At 68.1% G+C, this 14,870-nt stretch carries 15 protein-coding genes and 4 pseudogenes; 9 read left to right on the forward strand and 10 right to left on the reverse strand.

Translation table 11 applies throughout. The features are described from left to right. Positions 1–31: 31 nt before the first annotated feature. Positions 32–481, reverse strand: coding sequence for a lamin tail domain-containing protein (locus AC07B0_RS36255; RefSeq protein ID WP_478900089.1), 450 nt, complete (start codon positions 479–481; stop codon positions 32–34). A gap of 516 nt (positions 482–997) precedes the next feature. Here AC07B0_RS36255 and AC07B0_RS36260 point away from each other — a divergent pair. The 4 genes and pseudogenes from AC07B0_RS36260 (at position 998) to AC07B0_RS36275 (ending at position 3,111) form a co-directional block, all read left to right on the forward strand. Then, positions 998–1,237 carry a hypothetical protein gene (locus AC07B0_RS36260; RefSeq protein ID WP_469383212.1) on the forward strand — a complete coding sequence of 80 codons (240 nt, stop codon included), beginning with the start codon at positions 998–1,000 and terminating at the stop codon, positions 1,235–1,237. A gap of 564 nt (positions 1,238–1,801) precedes the next feature. Continuing rightward, positions 1,802–1,933: pseudogene (locus tag AC07B0_RS36265) on the forward strand (HNH endonuclease); the annotation flags it as partial. Between the two features lie 174 nt (positions 1,934–2,107). Further along, positions 2,108–2,542, forward strand: coding sequence for a hypothetical protein (locus AC07B0_RS36270; protein WP_469383210.1), 435 nt, complete (start codon positions 2,108–2,110; stop codon positions 2,540–2,542). A gap of 170 nt (positions 2,543–2,712) precedes the next feature. Beyond that, positions 2,713–3,111 carry a hypothetical protein gene (locus AC07B0_RS36275; protein ID WP_469383208.1) on the forward strand — a complete coding sequence of 133 codons (399 nt, stop codon included), beginning with the start codon at positions 2,713–2,715 and terminating at the stop codon, positions 3,109–3,111. On the opposite strand, the pseudogene AC07B0_RS36280 reads toward AC07B0_RS36275, so the two are convergent. After that, a pseudogene (locus AC07B0_RS36280) lies at positions 3,106–3,233 on the reverse strand (IS5 family transposase); the annotation flags it as partial. The gene AC07B0_RS36275 and the pseudogene AC07B0_RS36280 sit on opposite strands and share 6 nt — an antisense overlap. A 478-nt stretch (positions 3,234–3,711) precedes the next feature. On the opposite strand from AC07B0_RS36280, the gene AC07B0_RS36285 reads away from it, so the two are divergent. Next, the gene (locus AC07B0_RS36285) at positions 3,712–4,317 is read left to right on the forward strand and encodes a hypothetical protein (protein ID WP_469383206.1); all 606 of its coding nucleotides are present in this window, start codon (positions 3,712–3,714) and stop codon (positions 4,315–4,317) included. A 203-nt stretch (positions 4,318–4,520) separates the two neighbouring features. Here the strand turns inward: AC07B0_RS36285 and AC07B0_RS36290 are convergent, their stop codons facing one another. Further along, on the reverse strand, positions 4,521–4,958 hold the full coding sequence (locus AC07B0_RS36290; protein ID WP_469383204.1) for a hypothetical protein: 438 nt from the start codon (positions 4,956–4,958) through the stop codon (positions 4,521–4,523). A gap of 175 nt (positions 4,959–5,133) precedes the next feature. Between AC07B0_RS36290 and AC07B0_RS36295 the strand changes: the two genes are divergently transcribed. Continuing rightward, positions 5,134–6,471: a hypothetical protein gene (locus AC07B0_RS36295; protein WP_469383202.1), complete on the forward strand. Its 1,338-nt coding sequence runs from the start codon at positions 5,134–5,136 to the stop codon at positions 6,469–6,471. A gap of 10 nt (positions 6,472–6,481) precedes the next feature. Here the strand turns inward: AC07B0_RS36295 and AC07B0_RS36300 are convergent. Then, positions 6,482–6,765 (reverse strand): annotated as a pseudogene (locus AC07B0_RS36300) (helix-turn-helix domain-containing protein). Positions 6,766–6,896: 131 nt separating this feature from the next. Between AC07B0_RS36300 and AC07B0_RS36305 the strand changes: the two are divergent. Next, positions 6,897–7,571, forward strand: a complete 675-nt coding sequence (locus AC07B0_RS36305) for a hypothetical protein (RefSeq protein WP_469383200.1) — start codon at positions 6,897–6,899, stop codon at positions 7,569–7,571. 360 nt (positions 7,572–7,931) lie between these two features. On the opposite strand, the gene AC07B0_RS36310 is transcribed toward AC07B0_RS36305, so the two are convergent. Beyond that, positions 7,932–8,384, reverse strand: a complete 453-nt coding sequence (locus AC07B0_RS36310) for a lamin tail domain-containing protein (RefSeq protein WP_469383198.1) — start codon at positions 8,382–8,384, stop codon at positions 7,932–7,934. A 486-nt stretch (positions 8,385–8,870) separates the two neighbouring features. Between AC07B0_RS36310 and AC07B0_RS36315 the strand changes: the two genes are divergently transcribed. Next, entirely contained in the window at positions 8,871–9,875 is a 1,005-nt protein-coding gene (locus AC07B0_RS36315) for a pentapeptide repeat-containing protein (RefSeq protein ID WP_469383196.1), read from the forward strand. 170 nt (positions 9,876–10,045) lie between these two features. Here the strand turns inward: AC07B0_RS36315 and AC07B0_RS36320 are convergent, their stop codons facing one another. The 4 genes from AC07B0_RS36320 to AC07B0_RS36335 form a co-directional block, all read right to left on the reverse strand. Further along, complete coding sequence (locus AC07B0_RS36320) at positions 10,046–10,276, reverse strand: hypothetical protein (RefSeq protein WP_469383194.1); 231 nt, start codon at positions 10,274–10,276, stop codon at positions 10,046–10,048. 20 nt (positions 10,277–10,296) lie between these two features. Further along, the gene (locus AC07B0_RS36325; protein ID WP_469383192.1) at positions 10,297–10,905 is read right to left on the reverse strand and encodes a hypothetical protein; all 609 of its coding nucleotides are present in this window, start codon (positions 10,903–10,905) and stop codon (positions 10,297–10,299) included. Between the two features lie 232 nt (positions 10,906–11,137). Further along, positions 11,138–11,707, reverse strand: a complete 570-nt coding sequence (locus AC07B0_RS36330; RefSeq protein WP_469383190.1) for an SMI1/KNR4 family protein — start codon at positions 11,705–11,707, stop codon at positions 11,138–11,140. Between the two features lie 411 nt (positions 11,708–12,118). Next, positions 12,119–12,724, reverse strand: coding sequence for a hypothetical protein (locus AC07B0_RS36335; protein WP_056789649.1), 606 nt, complete (start codon positions 12,722–12,724; stop codon positions 12,119–12,121). Positions 12,725–13,655: 931 nt separating this feature from the next. Between AC07B0_RS36335 and AC07B0_RS36340 the strand changes: the two genes are divergently transcribed. After that, a complete protein-coding gene (locus AC07B0_RS36340) occupies positions 13,656–14,471 on the forward strand; it encodes a hypothetical protein (RefSeq protein WP_469383188.1) in 816 nt (271 codons plus the stop codon). 37 nt (positions 14,472–14,508) lie between these two features. On the opposite strand, the pseudogene AC07B0_RS36345 reads toward AC07B0_RS36340, so the two are convergent. After that, a pseudogene (locus AC07B0_RS36345) lies at positions 14,509–14,751 on the reverse strand (NF041680 family putative transposase); the annotation flags it as partial. Positions 14,752–14,870 lie beyond the last annotated feature (119 nt).

A 14,870-nucleotide genomic window follows, 5' to 3' on the forward strand; every position in this document is an offset into this window, starting at 1 on the left:
GGCTGCGCTGCGGCCGGCCCGGGGGCGGGCTTCAGCAGGTTTTGTAGTCGTACTTGGTGGAGTTGTAGGCGCAGGTGTGGTGGACGGTCTTGTTGGCGCGGCGCAGGGTCGCGGTGTCCTTGTCGTTGTTCCAGACGTAGGCGGCGCGCTGCTGGAACAGGGTCGTGGCGGTGTTGGTGCCCTTCCCCGTTTTCACCGTGACCGTCTTCCCGGCCTTCAGTGTGAACGTGGCGAAGGTGTAGACGTGGCTGGAGGCGTCGGTCAAGGTCCAGCCCTTGAGGTTGACGGCGCTGGTGGTGCCGTTGGTGATCTGTACCCACTCGCCGTTGATCGAGGTGTTGGTGCGGGTGTCACTGCCGGGGGAGTCGTACCAGATCTTCGAGATGCGCAGAGTGCCTGCGGCGTGGGCCTGGCCGGGAAGGAGGAGCAGGGCCGCGGCCGTGATGGCGGTGACGGCGGCGAGGTGTCGGGTGCGGGTCATGAGCAAGGCGGAGCACGTCCTGTCCGGTGAAAGGCCCCCGCCAAGGTGGCGGTGGTGGTGCGGATCTCGGACATTAGGGCCCTCGGACCTTGGGCAGGTCTCTCGTGACAGCCTCGTGACACAACGTCACCCTTTGGTGTCTGATCGCCTGGAATCACCAGGAACTCGGCGACAACCGCTGAACCCGTACCTGCGCCGCCCACGCCCGCCGTGGGATTTCCCGGGCGGGCAGCGCCTGGGATCCCGCCCCGGAGGCCGGGGCCCGGAGCGGGCGGTTGTGGCTTTGGGTGTGTCAGCCCAGTCCGGGAAGTCTGCCGGTAGCGCTGCGGGGCCGGTGGGCGGGCGGTGTGGGCCCTGCGGGTTTTCGGCTTCGGCTTCCTCTTTCCGCGCGCGGAGGCGGCGGTGCGGGGCCGCGTCGACTTCGCAGGGCGTCCACCGCTTCCAGGAGAGGATCACCGCAGCCGCGCTCTGAGGGCTCGCGGGTGTCCTGCAGCCGGATCCCTCGTTGGGCACCGCATGAAGATCATCGCTGCCGCCGCGCTTGTCGGCGCGGCTCTGCTGGCCACCGCTGTCCCCGCCCTTGCTGACGAAGGGCCCCGTGGCATCCTGCAAGAGGCCGGCGCAGTGGGCGGCAACGACCCACTCACGGGCGACCCGATCAAGAGCTCCACCAGTTCCACTACGAACCTCAACGGGCAGACGGGTGCAGTGACCAGGCTGGTGGACTTCCTCGCCAGCAAGAACACCTCGGAGTAGGACCACAGGGATTCCGGCCGCGCACAGGGAGCGGAACGCCGTCGGGCGCCTGACCTGCCAGCCGCTGGCCTGGCGAGGCGTTGCGGCGTGCGCATCACTCCGCCCGGCCCCATGACCTTTCCGGCCTGGTCAGCGACGTGCAGGCGTCGCTTGCTCTGGTGACGACAGCGACTCTCGCCTCGGCTGATGGCACCTGACGCCACGATGTTGCATCGACTGCAACCGCAGGGGACGGCGCCTGACGGACTGCCCCACGGCAGCAGAGCGTCGTCCCGGGACGAGGATGATCTGGCTCCGCGGCGCACCACCGGCTGGGCCGCCTGCCCAATGAGCCGGCGCGCTATCTGGTGCCGGTCGGCCCATCCGCTGATCGTTTCTGCGGTGAAAGCCGCCCCCCGACCGAGTGACTTGTGGCCTCAGGACCTGTCCACGACGTTCTGGGCACCGCTACAACCCACAGCGTGATCAAGAAGCGGACCTTCGCCCGCATGGGGACCTGGAAAATCCCCCGCGACTGCCGACTGAAGGGCGCGAGGGAGGCCACCAGGCCATGCTGGGCATCGCCAGGGCCAGTCGGCTTCCCTGGTGGCGGTGACGGCCCGCTCGAACCGGTCGAAGGCGGACCAGGATCCGGCCCAGTGGCTGCCGCCGTCGCCGGAGGCGCTGTGCCGGTACGGCGCGGAGCGGACCGCGACCACGTGGTGAGGGGGCGGCGAGCTGGGGGCGGCGTCGGTGGCGGGCCGGGTGCGGGCCGAGCCGGGCGAAGGTGCTTTGGGCTGGCCGGCTCCCCTCGGGCCGAAGGCGCCGCCCGAAGGATCTGCCTGCATCCGATTATCGTCTAGTTGACGATATTGATGCTAGGGTCGGGTCATGAACGAGACGGAGCACGAGAACGCCGATGCGGTCCGCCCGCCCGCCGACACGGACGCCGAACTTGCCTGGAAGGCGGCCGAGCTGGCCACCGCCTGGGTCTCGGCGAGCACTCGTTTGACCGAAGACCAGGGCTGGCACCTCGTCGGTCTGCAGCACATGGGCTCCGCCCAAGGGGAGGAGTACGCCTGGAGGAAGGTCCACGCCTGGGAACGGCAACTGGCCGAAGTCCTCGCCGCCGACGACGGGAGCGAGGAGAGCCGTCTGCGTGTCACGAAGGCGCGCCAGGCGGCCGCCATGACCATGCGCGACATGGTCCTCGCCGGGATACCCGCCGAGGACGACACCAACCAGGCCCGGTGCGACACGAACAGGTACGACCCGCGCATGTACCTGCGCTCCTTTGTCAAAGTCCAGACGGCCCGCGACGCCTGAAGCGACCGAGCGGCCCCGGACGGCCACCCGGCACCAAGAACAATCAGCGGGCACCCCGCAATGACGTCGGCAAAACCGTCAAAGAGCATTTTATCCCGGCGGGGGTGTTTGGTAAGTCGCGCGGTGTGAGCGGATTGGGGTCACGCACGGAGGCGTGTGAGGATCCGCCCGTGGAGTGCGATGTGTGTGGACGTGCGATGTGGCGATGGCCGGCGCTGCCGACTACGGGGGAAAAGGAGATCTGGTCCTGTTCCTGGTGTCACGCCGCCACCCATGCGGGTGGTGAGTGGTTCGAGGTCTCGCGGCCGCCGTACGTGCCCGTGGACATGCGCTGGGAGAGGGCCATCGCGGACGGCCTTCCCGTCGACGTCTCCCACGCTTTCGGCATTTTCGACAGGACGTTGTGCGGAATCCAGGAAGCCGGCATGTCGCCGTCGGATCACTACTGGCTGCCGGAGCGGGAGAACGCCTGTGGCGCTTGCCGGGAAGCTGCGGGTGTCATTGATGACCGCTGGCCGCAGGCGATGAGGGGCGAGAACGCGCGGGTCAGCGTGGCCCGGCGGCTATGAGTCCTTCCAGTTCGGAGTCGACTCTCCGGTGAGCCTGCGGCTCATCAGGTCGATCATTGCGAGGCGGATCATGGCTTCGGAGCGGTGCGGGTGGGTTCGTAGTCGCGGGCGAGGCGGCGGTGGACCTGGTTGACGCCCCGCTTGGGGGGCCGCTGCAACGCCGACCCTAACCCCGCCATGCCCGCATACCGGCCCGGCCGTTGGAAGAAACCCGCAGCTCCGGCGCATTTCGCAGATGAAGCGATGAGCGAACATCGGACCGATCCAAGCCCGGTCAGATCGATCAAACGGAGATCCAGACTCCGCAACCACGTCCCAACGAACCCCAGCCCGCCGCCCCCAGCCCAGACACCGCGAGGTCCACACACAAGCCGGCGGAACACCACTCCACGCACCGCCCGCTCCCCGGCAGGCTTTCGTGAGCCGCCCTGCCGGGCGGAAGACCCCCACCCTGCGGCCGCCAGGAGCGCACCCGGGGGACGCTGCGCTGCGCGTCACCTCTTCGTGGATTCCGCCCCGCCCGCAGTGCCGGCTGAGGCATCGTCATGCTCCGGCGGCCCCTGCCGGGGCCGCCGCCAGGTGCGGGAGCGGGAGGGTGCTGTGGGCGAGCGGGAGACATGGACGACGGATGAGTTCGGCACGTCCCACGAGGGCGCGGTCGGTGTGCTCCTGGCCGACGGGAGCGTTCCGGGCCCGGTGTACTTCGATTCCGGCTCCGGCCCGGGCGGCCAGTCGGTGTCGCACTGGTCCGTCTACGACGGCCACACCCCGCGCATCCCGCGGGCGGCCGTGCTGCGCGCGATCTGTTCCTGCGGCTGGGCCGGCCCGGAACACCGCCTGGACTGGACGCTGATCGGCGGCCAGGACCTCGCGGAGGCCGGCGATGAGCAGGCCGACGCCTGCGTGCGGGACTGGGACGGCCACACCGTCCAGGTCGAGGCGACCACCGTCCCCCTGCCGGAGCAGGTCACGAGTCTGCTGGAGCGGCTGGAGGAGGAGATCGAGAAGCTGACCAAGACGTCCCCCGTCGCGGGCGTGCGGGCGGCCCGCCGTATGGAGGTGACCGCCGGGCGGGTCGGTTACTGGGCCGCGCGCGGGACCCGCGCCGACCTGAGCGCCGGACAGGCCGCGGCCGCTCTCGGCCTGGACGAGCACGCGGCACGCCAGCTGATGGCCCGCTTCGGCGGCTGGAGCCCCTACCGCTGAAAGCCCGCCCGCCTGCGCAGAGGATCAGCGGCGGGCGGCCACCTGGATCCAACGAAGACCGCTGCAGGAAGCGCAACACGGGGGAAGGGCCATCAACCGGCTCAAGCAGAACCGGGCGGTGGCTAACGCTACGACAAGCGCCGCTACGTCTGCTTCGGCACGCGACCGCGGCAGCCCTCACCATCTGGCTCCGGACCTGACCGCTACGCGACGACCCAGCAGTACACGCCGCGGCCGTGTGCTTCTGCCCCACGGGTCAGAGTGCCCAAGCTTCCCAGCATCTCGACGGCCACCTCAGATCCGATTCCTTCGCCGTCCTCGGCCCGCTGCCTGGCCCACTCCGCGGCGACCTCGCGCAGCCGGGACGGTTCTGCCTTGGCCAGAGCATCCACCAGACGGGCGGAGAGCGCGAAGACAACACATCCGTCATCGTCCTCGCCAGCGACCATTCGGGGTTCGCCGGCCTCCAGGAGCTCCTCGAAGTCGTCTCCGAAGAAGAGGCACTCCCACTCCACTATGGCACCTTCGGGATCGAAATTGCCGAACGAGATGTACTCGAAAGCAAGCTCCGGTCCACCCCCGACAACGCGGGCAGCAGCCGCATCGTCCGGTGCTACAAAGAACTTCACGATGATGCTCACCGATGCATGATGCCTGACCGACCAGACGCCACCACCATGCCGGACAACTCCTAGGCGCCGCTACATTCCGGTTCGATGGCAGCGGTTTCACCCGAAGAAGCCATGGGCCCCACAGAGTCGGGGCAGCGGCGAAAACCGGGAGCCGAGTGTCACTGCAGCACGTCATGCTGAGCACATGAACGAGGTGAGCGAACCGGGCACAGCAGGCGATGAGTCGGACGCGACGGCTGCGAAGCCATGTCCCATCCGAAGTGTTGCGGTGAACCCAAACCCAGGGCGCATCCCCCGCGACTTTGACCCTCTTGCGCCGACCCGCGCCCAGCTCGCTGAGCTGAGCGCGTGTCTGATGCCGCGGAAGCCCCTGGGGCACTTGTTCGCTGACGTCGGCGCCGTGAGCATACTTCCGCAGCTAGAGCGGAGCCTGGGCGCCGTCGGGGGGCTGGCCAGCGCGCAGGACGCGATCCGTCGGCTGGTCGACTCGGGCAGCATGCCCGGGACGGTAACCAGCCAGGGCATTTTCGCTGACCTGGTGAAGCCCGCACCGTTCCCGCTCGGGCTGTCCAAGAGCGTCCTGGACAGCGTCCTCCGAAGCCAGGCAGATCGGAATCGTGCCTTCGCTGACATAGCGGCCAAGTCCCTCGGCCCATCGCTGGCACGTCCGATGATCTTCGACCACCTCAAGGCCAGCGTCGTCCTCTTTCCGCCGGTGTCGCTCGCCCGAACGGCTCTTTTCGACTCGGCCCCGTGGCGGACCGTGCTGGCGCAGATCGACGAGCGGAACCGCCTACTGACATCCGGACTCCTCGACACCTTCGGCAAGTTCGCTGCCAGGATCAAGGACCTACTGCCGGAGAACTTGCAGGCACTGCGTACCGCGGAATGGAAGCAGCTGTTCGCCATCTGCGAGGAGGACGGCATCTGCCTGATCTGGGCACCGCGAACGGAACACCTCGAAGGGCTGCTCAGACTGCCCGGTCGAACCGAGCGCCAGCAATACCTCGTGGAACACTGTTCGGAGATCGTCGACGACGTACTGGCCAGCCTTGAAGCTGTCGATCATCCCGAGCTGCTCGACCTCGCGGAGCTAGCGTGGGACGCCGCCGACGCAGTACGGGGCGGCCACTACCGACCGGCTCAGGCTCTACTCGGGAACGTCCTCGACACCGCGATGACCAGGCACGGCCACACGTGGCTGCGGGCTACGTTCCCCTGGGCCCAGTTCACGAGTCGCAGGAAAGGCCCCGGCAGTAACACGGTGCTCACGGAAGCCCGGGACGCGCTGCCTGCATGGGGCGAACTGCAGATGCTGCTGGTCGTCCCCGCCTTGATGGTGAGCGGCATGATGAAGGCGTTCGCCAAGACGGATCGAGAGCAGACGTTCAACCGGCACCTCACCACACATGAGGCTTCGATATCCGCGTACCGGATCGAGTTCGCCCTGTCCTCGCTACTGATCGTGCAGGCCCTTCTACGACAGATCGACCAGCACCTCTACGCCACCGAAGAGCGATAGCAAGGGCAGGTCAGCCAAGGCTCCGTCCGGCGTATGGGATACGCCCAGCAGCGCTGAACGCGGACCGCCCGGGCTGGCGCGGGACCGGTCGCGCCAGATCTGCACCCTCGCCGCTGGCCGCCCGGCTCGCCGGCGCGGGGACCGCTCGCTGGACCGCGACCGGCTCGGCCTGTAGTAGGTCGGCCACCGTGCAGTCCAGCGCGATGCGGATGAGGTCCAGATCGTCCAGCCTCAGCGTGACCGGCGTTCGCCCCACAGCGTCGCGACCTTGCTCAGCGACGGCGTGAATCCCACCGCCCGAAACGCCGCCTACGCGGACGGGGACCTGCCACCGAGGTCGCCCTCGCCCACAAGCTGGACCCCGACTGGGTCAACAACCTGTAACCACCGGCACACCCCAACCTGCGCAGGGAAGGCTGAACGACATGGACGAGCACTTCTCCGAAGCCCTGTTGACCCTTCGCAGGTTCATCGGCGTACCGCTGCCCGGCACCGACTGGCGTCTACGCGCCATGGTCCGCCCGGACCCGGAAACCATCCGGGTCCGCCTCGCCGACACCACCGGCCAGACCGTCACCGTGGACCTGCCCGTCCGCTACGGCCGCGAGCACGGCACCTGGTGGTACACCGGCGCCCTGCGCCACACCGCGGCCTGGCTCACCGAGACGGCGGCCCCCGCCACCGGGGCGGACGGTCTCCCGTACGTGGACGTCGCGACCCTCGTCGGCACGCTCGTCCCCGAAACGACCGAGGTCACCCTCGACGACGGCATCGACTACCTGCTCGCCGACCTCGCCGGCGACCCCCTCTGGCACCACGCGGTGCCCTCCATCGACCCCGCCCTCTACGTCCTGACCGGCTTCGACCACCACCGGCCCGACACCGTCCGCGTCTACCTCACCCACACCGACCACACCATCGGCATTGACCTTGCCGTCCGCGACACCACCGGAACTCCCCGCACCGTCGGCTGGTGGGCCGCCACCAAAATCATCGCCCTTCTGCGGCCGGACGAGCCGACAACTCTGGCAGCACACCGCGCCCATGACGTGCGGGACCCGCTGTGTGAAGTGGTCTACGACCTCACCCACTGGGCTTGAACGCCCGCCACGCCGCGATGTGGTCAGAGCACTAGAAGGGGGGTTCCGAGGAGTATCCGTTTTCGGGGGCGGGACCGGATGCGAGTGCTGCTTCGGCTGCCGCCGCCCGTGTGGCGGCGCGTTGCTCGGCCGCGGTGGGGTGGGCGGCTATCGCCTGTTCCGCCTTCCCTTGCCGGAGCGGGATCTCGAACAGGGCCTCGCGCGCTTTGATCGTGGCGAGGTCCCGCAGTGACGCCGGCCGCGGCCCCGGCGGCTCGGCCGCGGGCGCGGCTGGAGGTGTGGCGCAGACGCCACCGCGCCTTCCCGCCCGAGTGGATGCCGTGTCCGTTACCGACGGCCGGTGCCGCGTGCGCGGGCAGGTCAGCAGGTTTTGTAGTCGTAGCGGGTGGAGTTGTAGGGGCAGCTGTGGTGGAGGGTTTTGTTGGCGCGGCGCAGGGTGGCGGTGTCCTTGTCGTTGTTCCAGACGTGGGAGGCGCGTTGCTGGAAGAGGGCGGTGGTGTTGGTGCCCTTTCCGGTCTTGACGGTGACGCTCTTGCCGGCGCCGAGAGTGAAGGTGGTGAAGGTGTAGATGTGGTTGGACGCGTCGCTCAGGGTCCAGCCCTTGAGGTTGACCGCGCCGCTGGTGCCGTTGGTGATCTGTACCCACTCACCGTTGATCGAGGTGTTGGTAGCGGTGTCGGTGCCGGGGGAGTCGTACCAGATCTTCGAGATCCGCAAGGTTCCGGCGGCGTGGGCCTGGCCCGGGAACAGGGCCATGGTCGCGGCGGTGATCACAGAGCCGACGACGAGGTTGCGGGTCAGGGGCATGAGCATCTGAGGTACGTCCTGTCAGTGGGGGGAAAGCACCACCTGTGCGGCAGCGCGGACCCTGGACGCTAGGGGCCGCGAACTTTGGATAGGGCCGCCGTTTCTTTCCTGTGACAGAACGTCATCCTTTGGTGTGAACACGTGAGACGAGTGCGGATTTCGACGCATCGTTGCCCGGCTGCCCGGCTGCCCGGCTGCCCGGCTGCCCGGCTGCCCGTTGCCGTGAGCCTGGCGCCTCCGCCTCGCGCGCGGGTCCGGCGATCTGCGGGGCGCGCCTACGGCGGGCCGGCTGCCCGCACCGGCGCCCGCCACGTCTACCGCCCTGTTCCAGCCGGGACGCTGCCGAGACGGGGCCATCGAACCGTGGATGTCGCCAACGCGGCTGGGTGGATCGCGCCTGCGGAGCCCGCAGGCGCGCGCACCGGCATCAAAAACCTCCGTGTTGCCAGGAGGGTCGTGCGGTGCTGGGCTGGATGGTGGAGGGTACCCGCCATGGAACTTATGACCGTGTTAGAGGTTCTCGGGGGCGTGATAGTCGCAGCGGGAATCGTCTTGTACCTCCTGCTGGGGCCGATTGCAAAACGGGTCGGCGGCAGTCGCCTCGCGGCACTGACAGGCAAGGAGAGGATCGAAGCAGAGAGCTCCATTCGCCAGACTCTCATTCATGCGGCAGGTGGTATTTTCCTGGCCGGTACGCTCGCGGCCAGTGCGATCGCTGCCAAACAGTCTTTCGAGACTCTTGAAGCTCAGCGGGACGCTCAGGTAACCGATCGATACGCGAAAGCGGTGGATCAGCTTGGGCACAAGAAGAAGTCGGTAAGGGCTGCGGCAATCTTCGCGCTCGGGCGCATAATCCAAGATTCCCCTCGGGACCGCGAAACAACAGTGATGGCCCTTGCCGCTTTTATTCGCGACGGCGCCAAGCGGCCGGATGCAAAGACGGAAGCCAAGGGCCAAAAGGAAGATGAACCTGCGGCAGACATTAGCGCAGCGCTGACCGTGCTCGGCCGACGAGGTGAAGATGGATACGAACAGCGGCTCAAGTTGGAAGAAGTCTATCTACCCAATGCGAAACTGTACGCTCTCAAACTGCCGCGCACGCTCTTCAACGGAGCGAATTTGGCCGGGATTCGTGCGCGTGGCGCAGAGACCAATTTGCGGAATGTCGATTTCAGTCAGACGATCCTGATCTGCGCGGACCTCAGGTGGGCCGATATGTCCAGCTCTGATCCGCAGGGCGAAGACCCCGCCAGGAGGACCAATATGCAGTACGCCGACCTGACCGGCGCCAAGTTGTCGAAAGCCAAGCTGAGAGGAGCCTTGATGAAAGGAGCAACCCTCGACTACGCCCACCTGGAAGGAGCAGATCTTTCGCATGCGCAAGGTTTGCAAGCCGAACAACTCTCCCGGACGTTCATCGACCCCGATACCGAACTCCCCGAAGGAGTAAAAGTCGAGCACCCCTACGAGGGCCCCGACCACAAATGCTGGAATTGATGCTGGTCGGCACGAGCATGCACCACACGACTGGCCGCCGCCGCGCCGGCTGCGCCGGTGGGGAGGGAGGCGAGGCCGTGGGGGCCTCCGCCGCCGGAAGAGTACCGGGCGCGGTGGATGGCGGTGCGCGAGGCGCACGCTCACGAGAATTAGGAGCGCCCGTGGCGGCGTCACTGCCCGGCGAGCGCTGGCAGGGTGAGTCCGGCTCCGACCCTCGTCCGCATCTGGCCGAGAAGGTGGAGGGCTCGTGCCCGTGTCGGCGCTCCGAGTGTTGTGCCCGTCCAGTAGGCGTCGGTGAGTTTCTCGGTCACCGCGAGGGTCTGGCTGTCGTCTTGGGCGGCGACTATGAGGACGAACCGCACGTAGTCACCGATGTCGGTGCCCTGGGGGCGCTGGTTCATGAACGTGTGCAGGCGCGCTGTCAGGGCGGGCAGAGTGCGGTCCGTCGGGAAGACGACGGTGAGGGCCAGCCGAACTGCGTAGCATTCGGCGGGCCAGCGGGCCAGCGGGCCAGCAGATCAGGAGTGTGCAACTGGACCGCGTTGCAGGCCCGGGCCTCGCTGTCGGGATCGGCATGCTGCGGGGTGGCCGGCCAGGTCTCGGCGGGGTGGCGCTCGGCGACGGTGGCGGCGCGGAACAGCAGGCCGACGACTTCGAACCGGTGGCGGGCAGGAATCCGGTCGTCGACGGCCAGGGCAGCGGGCAGGACGAGGCCGTCGGCGGCGTGGGGCTGACAGGGGTACTGGTGGAGCATCTCGTTGTAGAACTCGGCGAGGAAGGCCCGGTCGTCCCAGTCGGGGTCGATCTCTGAGTCGAACAGCATCGCCGCTTGGAGCGGCACGCGGTCCGGCAGACGATCGGCGATGACGTCCCGGAAGAGCTGCCGGATCGGCGGACCACAAGCGATCGCGTCGTGCTGGGTCTGACCGGGTGCGGTGTGCGTGTCCATGACCAGCGCAGCCTTCTGGAGCGTCTTGGGCTGACGGCCCGGCGCGGTCCTGACCGAACGCGAGGAAACAGCGTCGCCCACCCCCGTTCCCGACGGCATCATCGGCCAGGTGACTCCCGCAGGGCGGACGAATGGGCTGACGGGTCGTCCGGAGCCGTGGGAGAGTGGGCCTGAGTCAACCTTTGTGGAGTCCGGGACCTGGGCAGTCTGTCCCGCTGGGCTTGGCGTGGTGGCGGCTGGTTCTTCCTGCGGGACTGCCTTTGCGTGCGACGACACGGTGAACACGAGCGAGTCGTGTGGAGCCGTCATTCGCTCAGAAGGCCTCGACCTGAGGCCGTACCGGCGGCAGCTCCCACAGTTCCAAGGCTCCACTGATCAGGTCGGCGAGGAACTGGACAACGCCTCCGGTGTAGTGCCACCAGCCGCCGTTGCGTGAGGCCACTGTGACGGTCCGGTCGTCGGGACCAGGCCCTGTGGTGTTCCAGAGGAAGTAGTCGCCCTGGTTCGAGGTGGCCCAGGGCAGCAAACCTCCAGGGGCAGGAAAGGGGTGCAGAGGAATGGACATCTCTGCGTCCGCACACCACTCAGCGAGGATCCCAAGATCTTCGGAGTTCTCTGACCAGTCCTTTTCCTGTTCGGGGTTCGGGAAGCCGACGCAAAGGAAGTCCCCAAAAGCCAAGGAAGGGTAGCTGTCGGCAAGCAGCTTGAAGTCTGAAGGCAGCTCGGTGGTCAAGCACTCCTCGACCGTTGCCCAGTCGATGCCGGCTGGAGCCGTACGTCGAAGGAGGGCGAGGCCGGGGACGGCCCGCTCCAGAGCCGCGACCGCCGAGGCTGGATCAGTCGAGCGCTGACGGGGTACTTGAGTGCCGATGAGAGCGTCCACCGGGACAGCGTGCCAGAGCACGGATCACGGGCCTTCACAGACCTCCCAGGCTCGACCAACGATGGGGTGTCGGCAACGCCTGGGCGGATCGCGCCTGCTGAGCCCGCAGGGGCTCCGCGGGCCGACGTCAGAAACTGCCGTGGGTTGCCAGGAGTGACGTGTGGTGCTGGGCTGGATGGTGGAGGGCGCTGATCCGGGGCCGTCGCACCCGGCGGACGGCGCCGAGTCTGCGTGACCGAGAGGACAGTCGAGGCCCAGCTCGTGCGGGCGCGGGAATGATTCCGGCCTCGCTGGGGCGGGTGCGGAATCCCACCCGGGCCGCCGGCGGAGCGGGTGGGCGCGACAGCGGCGCGCCCGGGTTCCGGCCGCGCCGCTGTCGAGCTGTGGTCAGCCCTCGGGGGAGCCTCCGGGTCAGTGGAGCTTGTTGACGGCGGTCTTGGTCGTGGTGCGGAAGGCGGTCAGCGGGGCGTCCTCGAGGTCGCCCATCTGGCCCCAGCGGACGAGGGTGACGGTGCGGCCGTCGCGGCCGACGGAGAACAGGTGGATGTCGGAGATACCGATCTGCGGGTCGGCGGTGTCCAGGCTGTAGACCCAGGCGCCCTCCTCGACGGCGAGCTTGCCGTGGGAGGCGCTGACGGCCTGCAGGCCCGGGTTCTGCTGCTCCAGCAGGGGGCCGCAGCCGGCGAGGGCCCCGCGGAGGGTGTCAACCAGCTTCACGGCGTCGGCCTCGGTACGGGCGACGGTGGTGACCTGGACGCCGTTGGTGTCGAGCTCGGTGCTGAACTCGCGGTAGCGGGTGTTCTGCGCCGGGATCTTGTAGGGGGCGCAGAGGACGCCGCCGTTCTCCGGGACGCCGGTGAAGACCTGGGTGGCGGTCCACGGCGTCGACGAGGGCGGCATCTGGGAGGCGGCGAGGAAGGCGGGCTGGGCAGCGGCCTGCGCCGGGGCTGTGGCGAGGGCCGCGAGGCCCAGTGCGGCAGCGGCTGCGGTGGCGAGTGCGGTGCGGAGCTTGTTCATGGTGGTGGGTCCCCCGTCGGGTCGTTTGTTCGGTCAGTGCTCAACCAGCGTGGGGCCGGCGCCCGCCGACTGCAACGATCACGCGCCCACCAGCCGTCCCGGAATCATTCCACCCCCGCTGACATGCAAGGACGTGAAGGATGGGACGCAGGGTCGAGGGGGGTGGAATGCCGAAGGACGCCGCCGTCGAGGAGTTCGCGGGGCTACTGCTCGGGCGCTGATGTGTGAGGGCTCAGGACTTGCTTGACGGTCTGTCCTCAGGACTCTCTTGACGCGGCTCGCGTGACTGACGGCTCGGCCATGCCTTGATCCGGCTGACGGGCTTGTCGCTGGTGCGGGGGAATACGGCCAGTTCCGTGCCGTTGTGGACGACGCGGAAGTGAGTGTCCTCCAGATGACGTTCACGGTCTTTCCGCCGTGCGCATAGCCGATCAGGAGCGGTTGACGGGCCCCCATTACCCGACCGGTCGTGTTGACCAACCGCTGAACGGTCAGTGGTCTGGCCGGGCCACCAGGTGGCAGCGGGCCGGCGGCGGCACGAACGCCCTTCAGCAGGGGAAGCCACCCCGGAGGGATTGGCAGCGGCATGGTCTTCACCACGCGCCCATTGCTGATGGCGTGGAGAAGGTGCTCATCCATCCGCAGCACCACGCGGCTGCCGGCGAGGGTGCGGGACAGCATGACATCACGGTCGCCGAGGCCGACGACTCCATCGCGCGTAACCGAGCGGTCGACCTCGACCGCCGTTCCCGGAGGAAGCTGCGGCCGGCCGCGGTGACGGGGGAGCGCGGGGGCAGCGGGCGGTGGCCCCGCCTGCCGGCCCGAGCTTGTTCTTTAAGGTCGGACCGCTGGCGAGATGCGGCTGCGGGTTACGCAACCGCCCCGAGCTAATCCGATGGCACCGACAACCTCCGGCGACAAGACTGCACCGGTGAATACCCTGCCACCGCCGTCCGGCCCGCTCCTGCTGCCGGTACGAGACCCGCGCGCCCGCGACCTCGTTCTCGACTATGCGGAGATGCAAGCTCTGGTTGCCGACCTGGTTCTGCCCGGCGGCGCGTCGATGTACGTCATGAGCGCGTTGGAAACTTCCCGCGAGCTCATTCGGCACTCCTACTTCCGGTACGAGTTCGCCACCGTCGCCGTCACGCATTCGCTGTTCGCCCTGGAGCACGTCCTCGCTGAGCGTCTGGCCACGAACGAACCGTTCCACGTTCTGATCGAGCGGGCCACCGACGCCGGGCTCATCACTGCCGAGCTCGCCATCGAACTCGACCGCAGCCGATTGCTGCGCGACAAGCTCACGCAGGGCGCCGAGTCAAGTGCCGCTCTCCGCCCGATCCGGGCCGTCGCGATGCTGCGTGCCGTCTTCGATGCCGTCTCCTTGCTCCTTCGCCCACCGTCCGCGGCAGAGGCGACAGCCGCCGACGTGGGCGGAGCACAGCTCGAAGGCGGACTTGCCCGTTTGTGGGAGGAGCACCTGCGCGCATTGTTCCCCGACGGCTTCCGCGGTGTGGACTTCGACGGCGTGGATCTGGTCCTCCTGGACGCCGACATCGCCGGCCTCGTGCAGAGGGAGCTGAAGGGCGGGCTCGACGGCAGTGGCATCGCCTACCTCTGGGGCTGCATCGCCGACCTCGACAAGATCGTTCCTCTGATCAACGAGGAGTACTGCGCCTCCTACTTTGCGAATCTTCGGACGATGGCCCAGGTCGCAGCAGCGCCCTACGTCCCCACCGCGACGTGACCACCGAGGTTGAAACAAGCGGTCTCCCATGGCCTCGTCAGGGTCTGGCTCGGTTCCGTTCGATGATGCTCTCGGGTCGCTTGGCCGTTTTGCCCACGTCGTAGCGGGTGGCGGGTCGCTGGTTTTTCGAGCCGAGGGGTCTGCCGGGGCCGGGCCGGGTGGGTTTGGGTGCATGGGCCGGACAGGGCAGGTGGGGGCGGAGGTTTCTGAACCCCCGGCGAACCCGGGCCGGGGTGAGCCTGTTCGGTTCCACCGGTCTCTCCCAGGGGCGGCGGACGTCCTGGCTTTGTACGTCAGTAGCGGGTTCTGGCACAGATCTTGGGGAGCCGTCGCGGAGGGTGACGAACCGTTCGAACGAAGCGGAGGGGCTATGACACTGGGGCCGTCAGCGATCAGGCG

It is taken from the genome of Streptomyces sp. NPDC044704 (assembly GCF_056433525.1).

What these genes read in the sequence shown, in the direction of transcription:
- AC07B0_RS36255 (WP_478900089.1), bottom strand. Translation starts at nt 481, where the DNA reads ATGACCCGCACCCGACACCTCGCCGCCGTCACCGCCATCACGGCCGCG.
- AC07B0_RS36260 (WP_469383212.1), top strand. Translation starts at nt 998, where the DNA reads ATGAAGATCATCGCTGCCGCCGCGCTTGTCGGCGCGGCTCTGCTGGCC.
- AC07B0_RS36270 (WP_469383210.1), top strand. Translation starts at nt 2,108, where the DNA reads ATGAACGAGACGGAGCACGAGAACGCCGATGCGGTCCGCCCGCCCGCC.
- AC07B0_RS36295 (WP_469383202.1), top strand. Translation starts at nt 5,134, where the DNA reads ATGAACGAGGTGAGCGAACCGGGCACAGCAGGCGATGAGTCGGACGCG.
- AC07B0_RS36305 (WP_469383200.1), top strand. Translation starts at nt 6,897, where the DNA reads ATGGACGAGCACTTCTCCGAAGCCCTGTTGACCCTTCGCAGGTTCATC.
- AC07B0_RS36310 (WP_469383198.1), bottom strand. Translation starts at nt 8,384, where the DNA reads ATGCTCATGCCCCTGACCCGCAACCTCGTCGTCGGCTCTGTGATCACC.
- AC07B0_RS36315 (WP_469383196.1), top strand. Translation starts at nt 8,871, where the DNA reads ATGGAACTTATGACCGTGTTAGAGGTTCTCGGGGGCGTGATAGTCGCA.
- AC07B0_RS36320 (WP_469383194.1), bottom strand. Translation starts at nt 10,276, where the DNA reads ATGAACCAGCGCCCCCAGGGCACCGACATCGGTGACTACGTGCGGTTC.
- AC07B0_RS36335 (WP_056789649.1), bottom strand. Translation starts at nt 12,724, where the DNA reads ATGAACAAGCTCCGCACCGCACTCGCCACCGCAGCCGCTGCCGCACTG.